The organism is Pseudomonas sp. S2_B10 (assembly GCF_054668425.1).
The window spans coordinates 1,650,213-1,664,300 of sequence record NZ_CP162768.1; the positions used below are offsets into that span (position 1 = coordinate 1,650,213).

The following is a 14,088-nucleotide window of genomic DNA, read 5'->3' on the forward strand; positions in this document are numbered from 1 at the left end:
GATGGCCCCCCATCCTGTGGCGAGGGGATTTATCCCCGTTGGGTGGCGCAGCCGCCCTTAAAACTGCAATTTCGGTATGACTGAAGGATTCAGGGGGCCGCTTCGCAGCCCAACGGGGATAAATCCCCTCACCACAGGATTGTGTCCCACTGCACCTGTAAACACTGCCAGTTGGAATCCCCACCTGACTCGGAGTAATGTGCCCGCCTGTCTCATGATTTATCCAAGGAACTGGACATATGCTGCGTCGCCGCATGCTGATCATGTTGGGTGTTGTTTTGCTGATCGTCCTGGTACTGGGCGGATACAAAGCCTTTTCGATCTACACGATGATCCAGGGCTTTTCCAAGCCCAAGCCGCCGATCAGCGTCGCTGTGGCCACTGCCGGCGAACAGCCGTGGCAGATGCGCCTGCCCACCGTCGGCACGCTCAAGGCGCTGCAAGGTGTCGACTTGAGTCTGGAAGTCGCCGGCACCGTCACTGAACTCAAATTCGAATCCGGGCAGAAGGTCAAGGCCGGGCAACCGTTGCTGCAACTCGACAGCGCCGTCGAATCCGCCCTGCTGGAAACTGCCCGCGCCGACCTCGGCCTGGCGCAGCTTGATTTCGGCCGTGGCGCGCAACTGGTCGACAGCCGCGCGATCTCCAAAGGCGAGTACGACCGCCTCTCCGCCGTGCTGCAAAAGAACAAGGCCACGGTCAATCAGCTCAACGCATCGCTGGCGAAAAAGCGCATCCTCGCGCCGTTCAGCGGCACTATCGGCATCCGCCAGGTCGACGTCGGCGACTACCTCGCCAGTGGCACCAAAATCGCCACGTTGCAGGACTTGAGCAGCCTTTACGCCGACTTCTACGTGCCCGAACAAGCGGTGCCGAAACTCGCTATCGGCCAGCCCGTGCAGTTCACTGTCGCCGCTTATCCGGGACAGAACTTTGTTGGCAAGATCAGCGCGATCAACCCGATCGTCGAAAGCACCACGCGTAATATTCTGGTCCGCGCCACCCTCGCCAACCCCGACGGCAAGCTGCTGCCGGGGATGTTCGCCAGCCTTGAAGTGCTGCTGCCGAATCCCCAGAACCACATCGTCGTGCCGGAAAGCGCGATCACCTACACCCTGTACGGCAACTCGGTTTACGTGGTCGGGCAGAAGAAGGCCGAGGACGGCAGCGTCGCCAAGGATGACAACGGCCAACCGCTGCTGATTGCCGAGCGGCGCTTCGTCGAGACCGGCGAACGCCGCGATGGCCTGGTGATGATCAACAAGGGCGTGCAGAGCGGCGAACAAGTGGTGACGGCTGGCCAGATCAAACTGGACAACGGTGCCCCTATCGCCATCAGCGACGACAAGACCCTCGGCGAGCAGAACAGTCCGCCTCGCGCCGACTGATCAAGGAATCCCCATGGCTTTTACCGATCCGTTCATCCGCCGCCCGGTGCTCGCCACCGTGGTCAGCCTGCTGATTGTTCTGCTGGGCTTTCAGGCCTGGAGCAAGCTGCCGCTGCGCCAGTACCCGCAAATGGAAAACGCCCTGATCACGGTGACCACCGCTTATCCCGGGGCCAACGCCGAAACCATTCAGGGCTACATCACCCAGCCGATGCAACAGAGCCTGGCCAGCGCCGAAGGCATCGATTACATGACCTCGGTCAGCCGGCAGAACTTCTCGGTGATTTCGATTTACGCGCGCATCGGTGCCAACACCGACCGCTTGTTCACCGAACTGCTGGCCAAGGCCAACGAGGTGAAGAACAAGCTGCCGCAGGACGCCGAAGACCCGGTGCTGAGCAAGGAATCCGCCGACGCTTCGGCGCTGATGTACATCAGTTTCTTCAGCAAGGACCTGAGCAACCCGCAGATTACTGACTATCTGTCGCGGGTCATCCAGCCAAAACTGGCGACGCTGCCGGGCATGGCCGAAGCGGAGATTCTCGGCAATCAGGTGTTCGCCATGCGCCTGTGGCTCGACCCGGTGAAACTCGCCGGCTTCGGCCTCAGCGCCGCCGACGTGACCGCAGCGGTGCGCCAGTACAACTTCCTCTCCGCCGCCGGCGAAGTGAAAGGCGAGTACACCGTCACCAGCATCAACGCCAACACCGAACTGAAATCCGCCGAGGCCTTTTCGGCGATTCCGCTTAAGGTCGATGGTGACAGCCGCGTGTTACTGCGTGATGTGGCGCGGGTGGAAATGGGCGCGGAAAACTACGATTCGATCAGCTCGTTCGGCGGCACGCCGTCGGTGTATATCGGCATCAAGGCCACCCCCGGCGCCAACCCGCTGGACGTGATCAAGGAAGTGCGCAAGCTGATGCCCGAGCTGGAAGCGCAGCTGCCGCCGAATCTGAAAAGCGAGATCGCCTACGACGCCACGCTGTTCATTCAGGCCTCGATCGACGAGGTGGTGAAGACCTTGTTCGAAGCGGTACTGATCGTCATCGTCGTGGTGTTCCTGTTCCTCGGCGCGTTGCGCTCGGTGGTGATCCCGGTGGTGACCATTCCGCTGTCGATGATCGGCGTGATGTTCTTCATGCAGATGATGGGTTACTCGATGAACCTGCTGACGCTGCTGGCGATGGTGCTGGCCATCGGTCTGGTGGTGGACGACGCGATCGTCGTGGTGGAAAACATCCACCGGCACATCGAGGAAGGCAAGACGCCGTTCGACGCAGCCCTGGAAGGCGCCCGGGAAATTGCGATGCCGGTGGTGTCGATGACCATCACCCTGGCGGCGGTGTATGCGCCGATCGGTTTTCTCACCGGGCTGACCGGAGCGCTGTTCAAGGAGTTCGCCCTGACCCTGGCCGGCGCGGTGGTGATCTCCGGCGTCGTCGCCCTGACGCTGTCGCCGATGATGTGCGCGTTTCTGCTGCGCCACGAAGAGAATCCCGGCGGCCTGGCCCATCGTCTCGACCGAGTCTTTGAAGGCCTCAAGCGCCGTTATCAAAGCATGCTGCATGGCACGCTGAATACTCGGCCGGTGGTGCTGGTGTTTGCGGTGATCGTGCTGTGCCTGATTCCGGTGTTTCTCAAGTTCACCAAGTCGGAACTGGCCCCGGACGAAGACCAGGGCATCATTTTCATGATGGCCAGCGCGCCGCAGCCGACCAACCTCGACTACCTGAGCACCTACACCGACGAATTCATCACCATCTTCAAGGAGTTTCCCGAGTACTACTCCTCGTTCCAGATCAACGGCTACAACGGCGTGCAGGCCGGTATCGGCGGCTTCCTGCTCAAGCCATGGAATGAGCGTAGCCGCACGCAGATGGAAATCCTTCCCGAGGTGCAGAGCAAACTGGAGAGCATTCCCGGCCTGCAGATCTTCGGTTTCAACCTGCCCTCCCTGCCCGGCACCGGTGAAGGCCTGCCCTTCGAATTCGTGGTCAACACCGCCAATGACTATGAACTGCTGCTGCAAGTCGCCGAGCGCATCGAGAAACGCGCCATGGAGTCAGGCAAGTTCGCCTTCGTCGACCTCGATCTGGCGTTCGACAAGCCGGAAGTAGTGGTCGATATCGACCGCGACAAGGCTGCGCAGATGGGCGTGTCGATGCTAGACCTCGGCAGCACGCTGGCGACCTTGCTGGGCGAGGCGGAGATCAACCGCTTCACCATCGACGGGCGCAGCTACAAGGTCATCGCCCAGGTCGAACGGGCCTACCGCGACAACCCGGACTGGCTGAACAATTACTACGTGAAAAACACCCAGGGCGAATTGCTGCCGCTGTCGACGCTGATCAAGGTCAGCGACCGCGCAAGGCCGCGCCAGCTCAATCAGTTCCAGCAGCTCAACGCGGCGAAGATTTCCGGTTTCCCGCTGGTGAGCATGGGCGAAGCCATCGATACCGTGCTGCAGATTGCCCGCGAAGAAGCACCGGCCGGGTTTGCCTTCGATTACGGTGGTGCCTCGCGCCAGTACGTGCAGGAAGGCAGCGCATTGTGGGTCACATTCGCTCTGGCGCTGGCGATCATCTTTCTGGTGCTGGCCGCACAGTTTGAAAGCTTCCGCGATCCGCTGGTGATTCTGGTCACCGTACCGCTGTCGATCTGCGGCGCGCTGATCCCGTTGTTCCTCGGCTGGTCGAGCATGAACATCTACACCCAGGTCGGGCTGGTGACGCTGATCGGCCTGATCAGCAAGCACGGCATCCTGATCGTCGAATTCGCCAACCAGTTGCGTAAGGACAAGGGCCTGAGCGCCCGTGACGCGGTGGAGGAAGCGGCAGCAATTCGCTTGCGCCCGGTGCTGATGACGACGGCGGCAATGGTGTTCGGCATGGTGCCGCTGATTCTGGCCACCGGGGCGGGAGCCGTGAGCCGTTTTGATATCGGCATGGTGATTGCCACAGGGATGTCGATTGGCACGCTGTTTACGCTGTTCGTGCTGCCGTGTGTCTATACCTTCCTGGCGAAACCGGATGCCAGGACGTGACCCTGCAGGAGTTGCCGAACGCTGCGATCTTTGATTGATCGTTCCCACGCTCTGCGTGGGAATGCAGCTCGGGACGCTCCGCGTCCCATTGGAACGCGGAGCGTCCTTTGAGGCGTTCCCACGCAGAGCGTGGGAACGATCAAGCAAGATCAAAAGATCGCAGCCTTCGGCAGCTCCTACACAATCCGTATTCCAAAAAAAGGCCTCGCAATTGCGAGGCCTTTTATTTGGGCTTGAATCGTGTCAACTGGCTGGCCTCATCCCTTGGGACAGTCCGAACATGAACAACAGCAGATCATGATCGGGCTGGGTTGCCACAGAGGCTTTCGCCACCCGTGGAACCGAACAATGAGCGTCGTTCCCGGACGCCCCTATGACCTGCATGCGCGGCTGCTCCCAGGCAGCCACCGCCAGTGAAGCAACTGCCAAGGCCCCGATCAGGAACAAACCTCGTGCAATTTCGAGTTTCATCGCTATAAACCTTTGATAGCGCTGCCAAACGCCGTCTCATAAAAGTAGACGAGTTTCTTCCAGTCGGCATCGCGGAACGACGAATGGCGACGCAGTTGCTTCATGTCATGCTGCGCGGCGCGATAGGGGGTCAGACGCTGGCGGCACTTCTCCAGATCGATCAACGCCACTTCAACCTGCGCTGCTTCGCCCTCGCCGGTGACGCGAACGAAAACGTGCTTGATGTAAATGCAGCTGTGCTGCCAGCGGCCCTTGTGCATGCGCGCCAGGTTCTCGGCGAGGTCCTTGAGGACTTTCTCGTAAACCACGTCGCCACACTGATCGCGACCACCGGCGGCGGCCAGCCAGTGTTCCAGTTCCTGGAAACCATCGAGGGATTTGGTGACGAGCAGTGCGCGCCATTTGTGCTGCGGATCAGGCTGAGCGCCACAAAAGACGATTTGCGGTACGCGCACGCCGAGTTTGCTAACGCCAGTCAGGGCGTCGAGTTCGCGCAATACGGTCGGGCGACCGAAGGGGTGCAACCAACTGCGATAGATGTGCCCGGTCTGGCGCTTGGCGTACAAGAGTTGACCGTCACGGTCGACGATGCGCTGCACCCCGCTTTCGCCACCACGGCGCACATTGGGCTCTTCAACCCATTCGCCGCGCTGGTTCCAGTAATAATCGAAACGATCCTGGGGAGCGACATCCGCTTCAACCGCTGCTTGCACTGCCATCCTCTACCTCTTGCGTAATACGTAAACTCGCCACATCGCATAGAGCGGTATGAAGTCCAGTTGTTCCTGAATGCGGAAACCCGCCTGTTCAAATTCTTTCTCGATCGTCGCCGCCGGAATCAGAAACCGATTCTGGTAATCATGACTTGGCCGATCCCGCTCGGCACGCTTGCGCTTCCAGGCCTTGAAATTGCCGTCGACCCACAACGAAACAATCACGCTGTCGCGGGTCACCCGCTCGAACTCGCGCAGGATCACCCGACGGTGCTCGGCCTCGCCGATGTGGTGCAACAGACGCATGCAAAAGATGCTGTCGACCGAGTTATCCGGCAGAGCGATATCGAATGCCGAGGTGTGCAGCGGTTGTACACGCTTGACCACCTCGGCCGGTTGTCCCTGCATCGCGGTCTTGATCATCGATTCGGAATTGTCCGCGCCGATGATCACCCGGTTGGGCTTCTCCGCGAGCATTGGCCAGAAACGCCCGGCACCGCAGGGCAGATCCAGCACCAGCCCGGGATCTCCCGCCAGCGCCAAGGCCTTGCGACCGACTTGCTCATCGCGCAAGTGCGACAGGCGGCGACCAAGGCTTTGCTGGTGCTTGCGCAGATATCGTTGTGCGTGTTGGTCGTCGTACTTTTCGGAAAAATCGAGCTTGATCGGGCCGGCCATCATCTGGACTCCTGTTCTGATGACGCCACCTTAAACAGCGGCGTGTCAGCGTCAGGTCATCCAATTGTGAAAAATCTGTCAGGTAAATCCGTAAATTATTACAACGTTATACAGGATTCAGACAGGTGTACGGGAGTAGCCTCGAGCCACTATTTGCTGGCATTCACGCCAAGATCTACCTCGAATCGGCAGCCATTGGGGTCCATCGTGCTCAAGCTGACCGTCCAGCCCTGGTTTTCGCAGATACGCTGCACAAGCGACAAACCCAGGCCCAGCCCTTCGCCACGCTTCTCGCTGCCGCGCACAAAGGGCTCGAACATCGCCTCGCGTTTTTCCTCGGGAATGCCCACGCCCGAATCCTCAACGACGAAACCGTTGGCGGTGAGCGTCAGGCGAATGAAACCCTGTTCGGTGTAATGCAGTGCGTTACGCAGAAGGTTACCCATCACCGCGTTCAGCAAGGTCGCGTTGTAGCGAGTATCCGCTGGTGTGCCCGGCTCGAATATCAGTGTCAGCCCCTTGCGCTCGATCGGCTCACGCCACAGGCACAGCAGGCTCTCGGCCACTTGTGTGAGGTTCTGCTGGGGCGCCGCTGCGGCCTCTTCGTTCTGCGTGCGCGCCAGCATCAGGAAGGTCTGTACCAGTTCGCGCATCTCCTCGCTGGCCCGGGCAATGCGCTCGACCTGGGCGCGACCGCGCTGATCGATTCCGGGGTTTTCCAGCAGCAGTTCGCAGGAACTGGCCAGGACCATCAGCGGCGTGCGCAATTCATGGCTGACGTCGCTGGTGAACAGACGTTCGCGGGTCAGTGCCTGACGCAAGCGCCCCAAGGTGGCATCGAACGCCACCGCCAGTTCACCGACTTCATCCGCCGCGTAGTCCGGCGCCAAGGGCGGCGCCAGCCCGAGCAGCTGGTCGCGATGACGGACCTGCCGCGCCAGGCGCACCACCGGCGCCATCACCTTGCGCGCGAGCACCCAGCCAAGAAACACCGCCAGCGCCAGACTGAGCACGAAGCCCACCAGCACCACCGCAAACAGCACGCGCTCGCGCTCTTCGAAATCGCTCTGGTCCTGCAGCAAGACATAACGCCGACCATCCACCACTTCGACCATGGCGTGATAGGACAGCTGCTCGCGAAAGACCTCATGGAAACCGGCATCGAGGTGACGCAGATCCTTGGGCAGGTCAAAATCCCCCGGCCCGCCACTGAAGTAGAACAACTGATCCGGCTCGGGCCGATGGCTCCAGTCGGAGACATTGTCCATCAGCAGCAAACGTTGCAGGTCGCCGCCCAGCCCTGCGGAAATCAGTTTCTCTTCCACCAGGTGCACCGTCGCAACGATGCCCATGGCGAAAGCGCCGGCGACCAGTGCGCTCATCAGCGCAAAGGCGATGATGATCCGCTGGGAAAGACTCTGCTTAAACTCCATCTCGCCCCTCGGCCAAGCGATAACCGACACCGTGCACGGTGTGCAGCAGTGGCTTGGCGAATGGCTTGTCGATCACCTGGCGCAATTGGTGGACATGGCTGCGCAGGCTGTCGCTGTCCGGGCAGTCATCGCCCCACAGCGCTTCTTCAAGAATCTCCCGACGCAGCACGTGCGGGCTCTTCTGCATCAACACCGCGAGCAGCTTGAGGCCGACCGGGTTGAGCTTGAGCAGCTTGCCTTCGCGGGTCACTTCCAGGGTGTCGAGGTCGTAGCTCAGGTCACCGACCTGCAACGCCCGGCGACCGCCGCCCTGAGCACGGCGCATGACCGCTTCGACGCGGGCCGCTAGCTCGGACAGCGCAAACGGTTTGATCAGGTAATCGTCGGCGCCGGACTTGAAGCCTTGCAGCCGGTCGTCGAGTTGATCGCGGGCGGTGAGCATGATCACCGGCGTGTCACGCCGGGCGTCTTCGCGCAGGCGTTTGCACAAGGTGTAGCCGTCGATGCCGGGCAGCATGATGTCGAGCACGATCAGATCGTAATGCTCGGTCGCCGCCAGATGCAGACCGGACAGACCATCCTGGGCGCAATCGACGGTATAGCCCTTGAGGCCCAGGTAGTCGGCCAGATTGGCCAGGATGTCACGGTTGTCTTCGACCAGCAGAATTCGCATGGACATCTCCTCCGAACGGGGTAACGGCCGTCTTGGCCCGCGCAGCTTACGGCCAAGTGTGGCTCAGGGCTAGGGGCGTTTTTCGATAAACCTGCACTGCGCGCGCGACGACGTTTTTTTCACTTTCGGTTAACAAATCGCCGACGCCAGCGCGCGCAGACTCCGCGCGATTACGCTCTCTCCTCCGTTCATCGACCAAGGAACCTGCCATGGTGTCGACCTCTGCCCTTCCCGCTTCAAGACCGCTGAACTGGTGGTTGTGTCTGGGCATTCCCGCAGCGGCGGCGATCATTCTGCTGTTGCTCGAACTGACCGATCTGGACATGGTTCTGGCGCAGATGTTCTACGACCCGGTCGCGGGGGATTTCATCGGGCGGCACAGCTATGTGCTTGAAGACATCCTGCATGACCGGGCAAAACAGTTGGTGATCGGCTTCTCGGTGTTTGCCATTCTGGGTTTCATCGGCGCGTTTTTCATCGAACGGCTGAAACCGTTCAAGCGCGAACTGGGCTGCCTGGTGCTGTCGCTGGGGCTGGCGACTTCGTTTGTTACTCCAGTCAAAGCCGTCACCGCCGTGCAGTGCCCATGGAGCCTGGAGCAATTCGGCGGTCACGAGACCTACAGCAAACTCATGGAACATCGCCCCGCCACGGACAAGCCGGGACGTTGCTGGCCGGGTGGCCATGCGGCGACCGGGTTCACCCTGTTTGCACTGTTCTTCGTGCTGCGCGACCGACGTCCACGACTGGCGCGGCAGGCGTTTGTGTTCGCCTTTGCACTGGGCTCGGTGTTCTCGATCAGCCGCATGATGCAGGGCGCGCACTTCTTCTCGCACAACGTGTGGACGGCGATTTTCTGCTGGCTGATTTGCCTGGGGGCTTATTACTGGGTGCTGTATCGCCCGGCTGGCAAGACTTCGACGGTTGTCAAAGCACTCCCCGTCAGCGCTTGATCGGACGCCATCGCTGGCAAGCCAGCTCCCACAGGGACTGAGGGTGTTCACACACTATGTGCCTGACCTTGGATTCCTGTGGGAGCTGGCTTGCCAGCGATGGCCACACCTCGGTCTGTAGCCCACCCCGGAATCCGGGCAATAAAAAACCCCGCCTGCTTGCACAGGCGGGGTTTTGCGTTACAGGGCCAGGGCTGGCTTACATCATGCCGCCCATGCCACCCATGCCGCCCATGTCTGGCATACCGCCGCCAGCTGCACCTTCTTTCTTCGGTGCGTCGGCAACCGCTGCTTCGGTGGTCAGGATCAGACCGCCGATCGAGGCTGCAGCTTGCAGAGCCGAACGGGTTACCTTGGTTGGATCCAGGATGCCCATTTCGATCATGTCGCCGTATTCGCCGGAAGCAGCGTTGTAACCGAAGTTACCTTTGCCGTTCTTCACTTCGTTGACGACTACGCTTGGCTCGTCACCGGAGTTGGCAGCGATCTGACGCAGCGGCGCTTCAACAGCGCGACGCAGCACAGCAATACCAACGTTCTGGTCAGCGTTGTCGCCGGTCAGCTCGGTCAGTGCTTCCAGAGCACGGATCAGCGCCACGCCGCCGCCAGGTACCACGCCTTCTTCAACGGCTGCGCGGGTTGCGTGCAGGGCGTCTTCAACGCGGGCTTTCTTCTCTTTCATTTCAACTTCGGAACCAGCGCCAACCTTGATCACTGCAACGCCGCCGGACAGCTTGGCCAGACGCTCTTGCAGTTTTTCACGGTCGTAGTCCGAGGAAGTTTCGGCAACCTGGGCGCGGATCTGAGCGATACGGCCTTCGATGTCTGCCTGCACGCCAGCACCGTCAACGATGATGGTGTTTTCCTTGGACAGGGTTACGCGCTTGGCGTTACCCAGGTGCTCCAGGGTGGTGCTTTCCAGGCTCAGACCGATCTCTTCGGAGATAACGGTACCGCCGGTCAGAACAGCGATGTCCTGCAGCATGGCCTTGCGACGGTCGCCGAAGCCCGGTGCCTTGACGGCAGCGACTTTGACGATGCCACGCATGTTGTTCACAACCAGAGTCGCCAGGGCTTCGCCTTCAACGTCTTCGGCCACGATCAGCAGTGGACGGCCGGCTTTGGCAACGGCTTCCAGCACTGGCAGCATTTCGCGGATGTTCGAGATCTTCTTGTCGACCAGCAGGATCAGCGGGCCGTCGAGCTCGGCAACCATGGTGTCCGGCTTGTTGACGAAGTATGGCGACAGGTAGCCACGGTCGAACTGCATGCCTTCTACAACCGACAGTTCGTTTTCCAGGCCCGAGCCTTCTTCGACGGTGATCACGCCTTCTTTACCGACTTTTTCCATGGCTTCGGCAATGATGTCGCCGATGGAGTTGTCGGAGTTGGCCGAGATGGTGCCGACCTGAGCGATGGCTTTGAAGTCAGCGCATGGCTTGGACAGGGCTTTGAGCTCTTTGACAATGGCGATGGTTGCCTTGTCGATGCCGCGCTTAAGGTCCATCGGGTTCATGCCGGCAGCGACGGCTTTCAGGCCTTCGTTGACGATCGACTGAGCCAGAACGGTAGCGGTGGTAGTACCGTCACCAGCGTCATCGTTGGCACGGGAGGCAACGTCTTTGACCAGCTGCGCGCCCATGTTTTCGAAGCGGTCATCCAGTTCGATTTCTTTGGCGACGGAAACGCCGTCCTTGGTGATGGTCGGAGCGCCGAAGCTCTTCTCGATAACCACGTTACGGCCTTTCGGGCCCAGGGTCGCTTTTACCGCGTCAGCCAGAACGTTGACGCCTTTGAGCATCTTGGTGCGGGCGGCATCGCCGAACTTAACTTCTTTAGCAGCCATGATCGATATTCCTTAAATACTTTGTAGTAACGGGAAAATGAACGGGAGTATCAGCCTTCGATAACCGCGAGAATTTCGTTCTCGCTCATTACCAGCAGGTCTTCGCCATCGACTTTCACAGTGTTGCTGCCGGAGTAAGGACCGAACACAACCTTGTCGCCTTCCTTCACGGACAGTGCACGCACTTCACCGTTTTCCAGAGCTTTGCCCGGGCCTACAGCGAGAATCACACCGTGGTTGGCTTTTTCAGCAGCCGAACCTGGCAGGACGATACCGCCAGCGGTTTTCTTTTCTTCTTCGCTGCGACGGATGACGACGCGGTCATGCAGAGGACGAAGCTTCATTGTCGATCTCTCCTAATTGTGGTTTTCATCGGCCGGTGTAGTCCCGGCGGGTTTAACGAATCCGGCCTGCGCCGGTTGCGGTCCGTCGAGCGAACCGCGCAAGTCTGTCCGGTTTGAATACCGGAAACCTTTCGGTGACCGATACATAGGGGCGTACAAGCCGATTACAAGGGCTGGCGGAAAAAAATTTTCATCGCCACACCGTAAAAAAGCGCCATAAACGAGCACGGCACCCGAGGGTGCCGTGTCGATGCTGATATCACTTGTTGTCGCGGTGTTCGAACTCGCCTTCGATCACATTCGGCTCTCGACCGAGCGGCTCGCGCGGGGCCGGGCCGCCACGGGGTTGCAGGTCGTCGGCGAAGGCGCGCTGACGCATGGCCTGATCTTCGGCGCGCTGGCGCATCTTGTTCGCCAGCAGACGACGGGTGACCGGCAACAGCATCACCAGACCGACGACGTCACTGATGAAGCCGGGAATGATCAACAGGCCACCAGCCAGCGCCAGCATCAGGCCTTCGAGCATGGTCTGCGCGGGCAACTCGCCGCGATTCAGGCTTTCCCGGGCACGCAATGCGGTGGCCAGACCGGCGACGCGCAGCACGAACACACCGAACATCGAGCCGAGAATGATCAGCAGCAGGGCCGGGAAGAACCCGATAGAGCCTGCCACTTTGACGAATACGAACAGCTCCAGCACTGGAAACAGCAGAAAGAGCAACAGAAAAGGGCGCATCAAAGTTTCCTCAACGCAAGAAATGCCTTGCAGTAAGCCCTAGATGACGTCGCCCTTGCGTGAATTCAAGCTTAACTTTGCGCTTTTTTCGGCCAGGACTGGGCGTGAGCCAGAGAAACCAAGGCCTCGCGCACTTGTGTCGGCGTATTACATGGCGCCGCGAAGGGCAACCAGTAGACGGCCTGACCGATGCGCAGGTGCATGCCCTCGCTGTCGATGCCGGCCAGTTGCGCCGGCACACTGTTCGGCAGCCCGGCCAGCTCGACGTAATGGGCGATGGCCTTGGCATGATCGCTGTTCATGTGCTCGACCATGCTGATTTCAGCCTTGCCGGCGAACGGGTTGGCCAAGGTCAGATCGTCGATCCAGTGGATCGCACCAAAGCCGCCGATGTAGCGATGGCGCACCGGATCGAGCACCCAGAAGTCGAAGTCGTGGGCCTGGTGATAATTCTGCGAGTCGGGGAAATAGCGGTAGTAGCGTTCGGCGGCAGCCTCAATCGCTGCCGGTTCTGCGAGCTTCTGCGCTTCGGCCAGATAAGTCAGCCGCCCGACCGCCTGCACATCGTCGGCCTCGCGCTCGCCCACCAGCATCGAACACTTCGGATCTTTCTGCAGGTTATGCGTGTGCTGGGCGATGCGGCTGATCAGGATCAGCGGCCGGCCCTGCTCGTCCAGGCAATACGGCACAACCGAGCCAAAGGGAAAACCCGGCATCGATTTGGAGTGGGTCGACAGCACTCCTCGGTATTCCTTGAGAAGCAATTCTCGGGCATTCTTCGCCACTTCAGCGCTCAATTTGTGACTCCTTAATTAGGTTCCGTCTAGAAAACGGACAGGCGCGCAGCGAAAAGTAACCGGCGCGCATCGGGCAAATGTTCGTGTGCTACCAGGCCTGACCGGTGCCGATCGAGCGTTGCCGACAACAAAAACAACTCAGACCTGCCAGCGGGACATGCGAATGCAACTCAACGACAAAGTAATCATTATCACCGGCGGTTGCCAGGGTTTGGGCCGTTCCATGGCCGAGTATTTCGCCGGCAAGGGCGCGAAGCTGGCCCTGGTCGATTTGAATCAGGAAAAACTCGACGCCGCCGTGGCCGCCTGTAAAGCCAAGGGTGTCGAAGCGCGCAGCTACCTGTGCAACGTCGCCAATGAAGAACAGGTCGAGCACATGGTCGCGCAAGTGGCCGCAGACTTCGGCGCCATCCACGGCCTGATCAACAACGCCGGGATTCTGCGCGATGGTCTGTTGTTGAAGGTCAAGGACGGTGAGATGACCAAGATGAGCCTGGCGCAGTGGCAGGCAGTGATCGACGTCAACCTGACCGGCGTGTTCCTCTGCACCCGTGAAGTCGCGGCGAAGATGGTCGAGCTGAAGAACAGCGGCGCGATCATCAATATTTCGTCGATCTCCCGCGCAGGCAACGTCGGGCAGACCAACTATTCCGCAGCCAAGGCCGGCGTCGCAGCGGCGACCGTGACCTGGGCGAAGGAGCTGGCGCGTTACGGCATTCGCGTGGCGGGCATCGCACCGGGCTTCATCGAAACCGAAATGACTTTGGGCATGAAACCGGAAGCGCTGGAGAAGATGACGTCGGGCATTCCGCTCAAGCGCATGGGCAAGCCCGAAGAGATCGCCCATTCGGCGGCGTATATCTTCGAGAACGACTACTACACCGGGCGGATTCTGGAGATGGATGGCGGGTTGCGTATCTAAGTCCCATTACACAAGCCAATGTGGGAGCGAGCCTGCTCGCGAAGGCGTCGTATCAGGCAACTGATGAGTTGGATGACACACCGCTTTCGCG

Annotated in this window: 13 protein-coding genes; 4 read left to right on the forward strand and 9 right to left on the reverse strand. The window is 60.1% G+C overall.

All coding sequences use genetic code 11. The features are described 5' to 3' along the window. Positions 1-239: 239 nt before the first annotated feature. A complete protein-coding gene (locus AB4O45_RS07245) occupies positions 240-1,388 on the forward strand; it encodes an efflux RND transporter periplasmic adaptor subunit (RefSeq protein WP_460161252.1) in 1,149 nt (382 codons plus the stop codon). Between the two features lie 13 nt (positions 1,389-1,401). Beyond that, the gene (locus tag AB4O45_RS07250; RefSeq protein ID WP_460161253.1) at positions 1,402-4,431 is read left to right on the forward strand and encodes a multidrug efflux RND transporter permease subunit; all 3,030 of its coding nucleotides are present in this window, start codon (positions 1,402-1,404) and stop codon (positions 4,429-4,431) included. Between the two features lie 243 nt (positions 4,432-4,674). Here AB4O45_RS07250 and AB4O45_RS07255 read toward each other — a convergent pair whose 3' ends face one another. The 5 genes from AB4O45_RS07255 to colR form a co-directional block, all read right to left on the reverse strand. Beyond that, positions 4,675-4,902, reverse strand: coding sequence for a hypothetical protein (locus tag AB4O45_RS07255; RefSeq protein WP_041479852.1), 228 nt, complete (start codon positions 4,900-4,902; stop codon positions 4,675-4,677). Between the two features lie 2 nt (positions 4,903-4,904). Further along, on the reverse strand, positions 4,905-5,621 hold the full coding sequence (locus AB4O45_RS07260; protein ID WP_024014147.1) for a lipopolysaccharide kinase InaA family protein: 717 nt from the start codon (positions 5,619-5,621) through the stop codon (positions 4,905-4,907). 3 nt (positions 5,622-5,624) lie between these two features. After that, positions 5,625-6,293 carry a class I SAM-dependent methyltransferase gene (locus AB4O45_RS07265; RefSeq protein WP_041480029.1) on the reverse strand — a complete coding sequence of 223 codons (669 nt, stop codon included), beginning with the start codon at positions 6,291-6,293 and terminating at the stop codon, positions 5,625-5,627. A 149-nt stretch (positions 6,294-6,442) separates the two neighbouring features. After that, the gene (locus AB4O45_RS07270) at positions 6,443-7,726 is read right to left on the reverse strand and encodes a sensor histidine kinase (RefSeq protein WP_041479854.1); all 1,284 of its coding nucleotides are present in this window, start codon (positions 7,724-7,726) and stop codon (positions 6,443-6,445) included. Continuing rightward, positions 7,716-8,399, reverse strand: a complete 684-nt coding sequence (colR, locus tag AB4O45_RS07275; RefSeq protein WP_041479855.1) for a two-component system response regulator ColR — start codon at positions 8,397-8,399, stop codon at positions 7,716-7,718. The genes AB4O45_RS07270 and colR overlap by 11 nt, the downstream gene beginning before the upstream one ends. A gap of 209 nt (positions 8,400-8,608) precedes the next feature. Here colR and AB4O45_RS07280 point away from each other — a divergent pair, with 209 nt between their 5' ends. Continuing rightward, positions 8,609-9,352 carry a phosphatase PAP2 family protein gene (locus tag AB4O45_RS07280; RefSeq protein ID WP_252878813.1) on the forward strand — a complete coding sequence of 248 codons (744 nt, stop codon included), beginning with the start codon at positions 8,609-8,611 and terminating at the stop codon, positions 9,350-9,352. A 199-nt stretch (positions 9,353-9,551) separates the two neighbouring features. Here the strand turns inward: AB4O45_RS07280 and groL are convergent, their stop codons facing one another. The 4 genes from groL to AB4O45_RS07300 form a co-directional block, all read right to left on the reverse strand. Then, on the reverse strand, positions 9,552-11,198 hold the full coding sequence (gene groL, locus AB4O45_RS07285) for a chaperonin GroEL (protein WP_016773419.1): 1,647 nt from the start codon (positions 11,196-11,198) through the stop codon (positions 9,552-9,554). 50 nt (positions 11,199-11,248) lie between these two features. Further along, entirely contained in the window at positions 11,249-11,542 is a 294-nt protein-coding gene (locus AB4O45_RS07290) for a co-chaperone GroES (RefSeq protein ID WP_007916610.1), read from the reverse strand. Positions 11,543-11,801: 259 nt separating this feature from the next. After that, on the reverse strand, positions 11,802-12,278 hold the full coding sequence (locus AB4O45_RS07295; protein WP_016773418.1) for an FxsA family protein: 477 nt from the start codon (positions 12,276-12,278) through the stop codon (positions 11,802-11,804). 71 nt (positions 12,279-12,349) lie between these two features. After that, complete coding sequence (locus AB4O45_RS07300; RefSeq protein ID WP_122880719.1) at positions 12,350-13,075, reverse strand: HugZ family pyridoxamine 5'-phosphate oxidase; 726 nt, start codon at positions 13,073-13,075, stop codon at positions 12,350-12,352. 163 nt (positions 13,076-13,238) lie between these two features. Between AB4O45_RS07300 and AB4O45_RS07305 the strand changes: the two genes are divergently transcribed. Then, the gene (locus AB4O45_RS07305; RefSeq protein WP_095181795.1) at positions 13,239-13,997 is read left to right on the forward strand and encodes an SDR family oxidoreductase; all 759 of its coding nucleotides are present in this window, start codon (positions 13,239-13,241) and stop codon (positions 13,995-13,997) included. Positions 13,998-14,088 lie beyond the last annotated feature (91 nt).

What these genes read in the sequence shown, in the direction of transcription:
- AB4O45_RS07245 (WP_460161252.1), top strand. Translation starts at nt 240, where the DNA reads ATGCTGCGTCGCCGCATGCTGATCATGTTGGGTGTTGTTTTGCTGATC.
- AB4O45_RS07250 (WP_460161253.1), top strand. Translation starts at nt 1,402, where the DNA reads ATGGCTTTTACCGATCCGTTCATCCGCCGCCCGGTGCTCGCCACCGTG.
- AB4O45_RS07255 (WP_041479852.1), bottom strand. Translation starts at nt 4,902, where the DNA reads ATGAAACTCGAAATTGCACGAGGTTTGTTCCTGATCGGGGCCTTGGCA.
- AB4O45_RS07260 (WP_024014147.1), bottom strand. Translation starts at nt 5,621, where the DNA reads ATGGCAGTGCAAGCAGCGGTTGAAGCGGATGTCGCTCCCCAGGATCGT.
- AB4O45_RS07265 (WP_041480029.1), bottom strand. Translation starts at nt 6,293, where the DNA reads ATGGCCGGCCCGATCAAGCTCGATTTTTCCGAAAAGTACGACGACCAA.
- AB4O45_RS07270 (WP_041479854.1), bottom strand. Translation starts at nt 7,726, where the DNA reads ATGGAGTTTAAGCAGAGTCTTTCCCAGCGGATCATCATCGCCTTTGCG.
- colR (WP_041479855.1), bottom strand. Translation starts at nt 8,399, where the DNA reads ATGCGAATTCTGCTGGTCGAAGACAACCGTGACATCCTGGCCAATCTG.
- AB4O45_RS07280 (WP_252878813.1), top strand. Translation starts at nt 8,609, where the DNA reads ATGGTGTCGACCTCTGCCCTTCCCGCTTCAAGACCGCTGAACTGGTGG.
- groL (WP_016773419.1), bottom strand. Translation starts at nt 11,198, where the DNA reads ATGGCTGCTAAAGAAGTTAAGTTCGGCGATGCCGCCCGCACCAAGATG.
- AB4O45_RS07290 (WP_007916610.1), bottom strand. Translation starts at nt 11,542, where the DNA reads ATGAAGCTTCGTCCTCTGCATGACCGCGTCGTCATCCGTCGCAGCGAA.
- AB4O45_RS07295 (WP_016773418.1), bottom strand. Translation starts at nt 12,278, where the DNA reads ATGCGCCCTTTTCTGTTGCTCTTTCTGCTGTTTCCAGTGCTGGAGCTG.
- AB4O45_RS07305 (WP_095181795.1), top strand. Translation starts at nt 13,239, where the DNA reads ATGCAACTCAACGACAAAGTAATCATTATCACCGGCGGTTGCCAGGGT.